The sequence below is a fragment of the Roseovarius sp. MBR-79 genome, from assembly GCF_053628555.1.
The window spans coordinates 1-2,500 of record NZ_JBRJGP010000051.1; the positions used below are offsets into that span (position 1 = coordinate 1).

Sequence of the window (2,500 nt, forward strand, 5' to 3'; positions counted from 1 at the left end):
TAATCTGTGCTTCAGTGTATCTGCTTGTCTTCATTCGAATTCTCCTCGTTCATCTTGCCGAGAAAATTCTACTTTTGAAGCCCCTTAATTTCGGGGGGGATTACCCCAATGGCCATCACATTGAACTGGCAGGAGAATTGGCGGGGATTCTGGCGTTGGGGGATGCGCAAACGACAAGGCCCGCAGCAAGTGCGGGCCTTAAGTCGGTTACGGTGGTTGCGGGAGTAGGATTTGAACCTACGACCTTCAGGTTATGAGCCTGACGAGCTACCTGGCTGCTCCATCCCGCGGTGTTGTGGTTTGTTGTATCGTTTTTGAGAGATACGTTTTATCCGGGGCTTTCCAGGTTTGGCGGTGACCTACTCTCCCACGTCTTGAGACGCAGTACCATTGGCGCGACGGCACTTAACGGCCGGGTTCGGGATGGGACCGGGTGTTTTGCTCGTGCTATGACCACCAAACCGGGAAAGTCCCGGGGTTCCAAGTCAAGTTGTTCTGATTTGTGTGTATGCTTTTGATTTGTTTACCAGTCTATCTGTTACTGGATCAAATCAAGCCTATCGGGCGATTAGTACCGGTCAACTGAGCGCATTGCTACGCTTACATCTCCGGCCTATCGACGTGGTGGTCTACCACGGCCCTCGGGGATACCTTGTTTTGAGGGGGGCTTCCCGCTTAGATGCCTTCAGCGGTTATCCTGTCCGGACATAGCTACCCTGCACTGCCGTTGGCACGACAACAGGTCCACCAGTGGTCCGTTCACCCCGGTCCTCTCGTACTAGGGGCAACTCCTCTCAAGTATCCTACACCCACGGCAGATAGGGACCGAACTGTCTCACGACGTTCTAAACCCAGCTCACGTACCTCTTTAAATGGCGAACAGCCATACCCTTGGGACCTGCTCCAGCCCCAGGATGAGATGAGCCGACATCGAGGTGCCAAACACTGCCGTCGATATGGACTCTTGGGCAGTATCAGCCTGTTATCCCCGGCGTACCTTTTATCCGTTGAGCGATGGCCCTCCCACTTGGGACCACCGGATCACTATGGCCGACTTTCGTCTCTGCTCGACTTGTCAGTCTCGCAGTCAGGCTGGCTTATGCCATTGCACTCAACGAGCGATTTCCGACCGCTCTGAGCCAACCTTCGCGCGCCTCCGTTACGCTTTAGGAGGCGACCGCCCCAGTCAAACTACCCGCCACGCAGGGTCCCGGATCCGGATAACGGACCGCGGTTAGACATCAAGAGTGCGAAGGGTGGTATCTCAAGGGAGGCTCCACCGAGACTGGCGTCACGGGTTCAAAGCCTACCACCTATCCTGCACATCACAATCCTGATGCCAGTGCGAAGCTGTAGTAAAGGTGCACGGGGTCTTTCCGTCTGACCGCGGGTAGCCTGCATCTTGACAGGCAATTCAATTTCGCTGAGTCGATGTTGGAGACAGCGGGGAAGTCGTTACGCCATTCGTGCAGGTCGGAACTTACCCGACAAGGAATTTCGCTACCTTAGGACCGTTATAGTTACGGCCGCCGTTTACCTGGGCTTCAATTCAGAGCTCTCACCCCTCCTTTTAACCTTCAGGCACCGGGCAGGCGTCAGACCCTATACGTCGTCTTGCGACTTCGCAGAGCCCTGTGTTTTTAGTAAACAGTCGCCACCCCCTGGTTTGTGCCCCCAGCTCCAAGTTGCCTTGGAACCGGGCCTCCTTCTCGCGAACTTACGGAGGTATTTTGCCGAGTTCCTTCAACATCGTTCTCTCAAGCGCCTTGGTATTCTCTACCAGTCCACCTGTGTCGGTTTAGGGTACGATCTCATGATGGAGCTATTTCCAGGAACCTCTGAACGGCCCGCCCAATCCGATAAGGGCGAACAATCTTCGAGATCCGTCACTTCCATCTGGCCCAGGAATATTAACCTGGTTCCCATCGACTACGCCTTTCGGCCTCGCCTTAGGGGTCGGCTTACCCTGCTCAGATTAGCTTTAAGCAGGAACCCTTGGACTTTCGGCGGGAGGGTCTCTCACCCTCCTTGTCGCTACTCATGTCATCATTCTCACTAGTGATCTCTCCACCGGATGGCTCACGCCCCGGCTTCATCGAAGATTTCGAACCCTCCATGGGGCCCCGAGGGACACCAAAGAGGATGGAAACCATGTCACACTACGCTCTGCTACCATGCGCTATGCGCATCCTAAGCTTCGGCTCGTGGCTTGAGCCCCGTTACATCTTCGCCGCAGGACAACTTGATTAGACCAGTGAGCTGTTACGCTATCTTTAAAGGATGGCTGCTTCTAAGCCAACCTCCTGGTTGTTTTGGTCGTCCCACCTGCTTTCCCACTTAGCCACGAATTGGGGGCCTTAGCTGTAGGTCAGGGTTGTTTCCCTCTCGACGACGGACGTTAGCATCCGCCGTCTGTCTGCCATCCAGTACTCCTCGGTATTCGGAGTTTGGTTAGGATCAGTAAGCCTGTGGGGCCCCATTACCCATCCAGTGCTCTACC

General features: G+C 54.9%; 1 tRNA gene and 2 rRNA genes (1 of these 3 cut by a window edge). All 3 read right to left on the bottom strand.

Features of this window, described 5'->3' with window-relative positions:
* Window positions 1–213 precede the first annotated feature (213 nt).
* A tRNA-Met gene (locus ACSSV8_RS19790) sits at window positions 214–290 on the bottom strand.
* A gap of 56 nt (window positions 291–346) precedes the next feature.
* Window positions 347–461 (bottom strand): 5S ribosomal RNA (rrf, locus tag ACSSV8_RS19795).
* An 86-nt stretch (window positions 462–547) separates the two neighbouring features.
* Window positions 548–2,500, bottom strand: a 23S ribosomal RNA gene (locus tag ACSSV8_RS19800) (it continues 885 nt past the right edge of the window).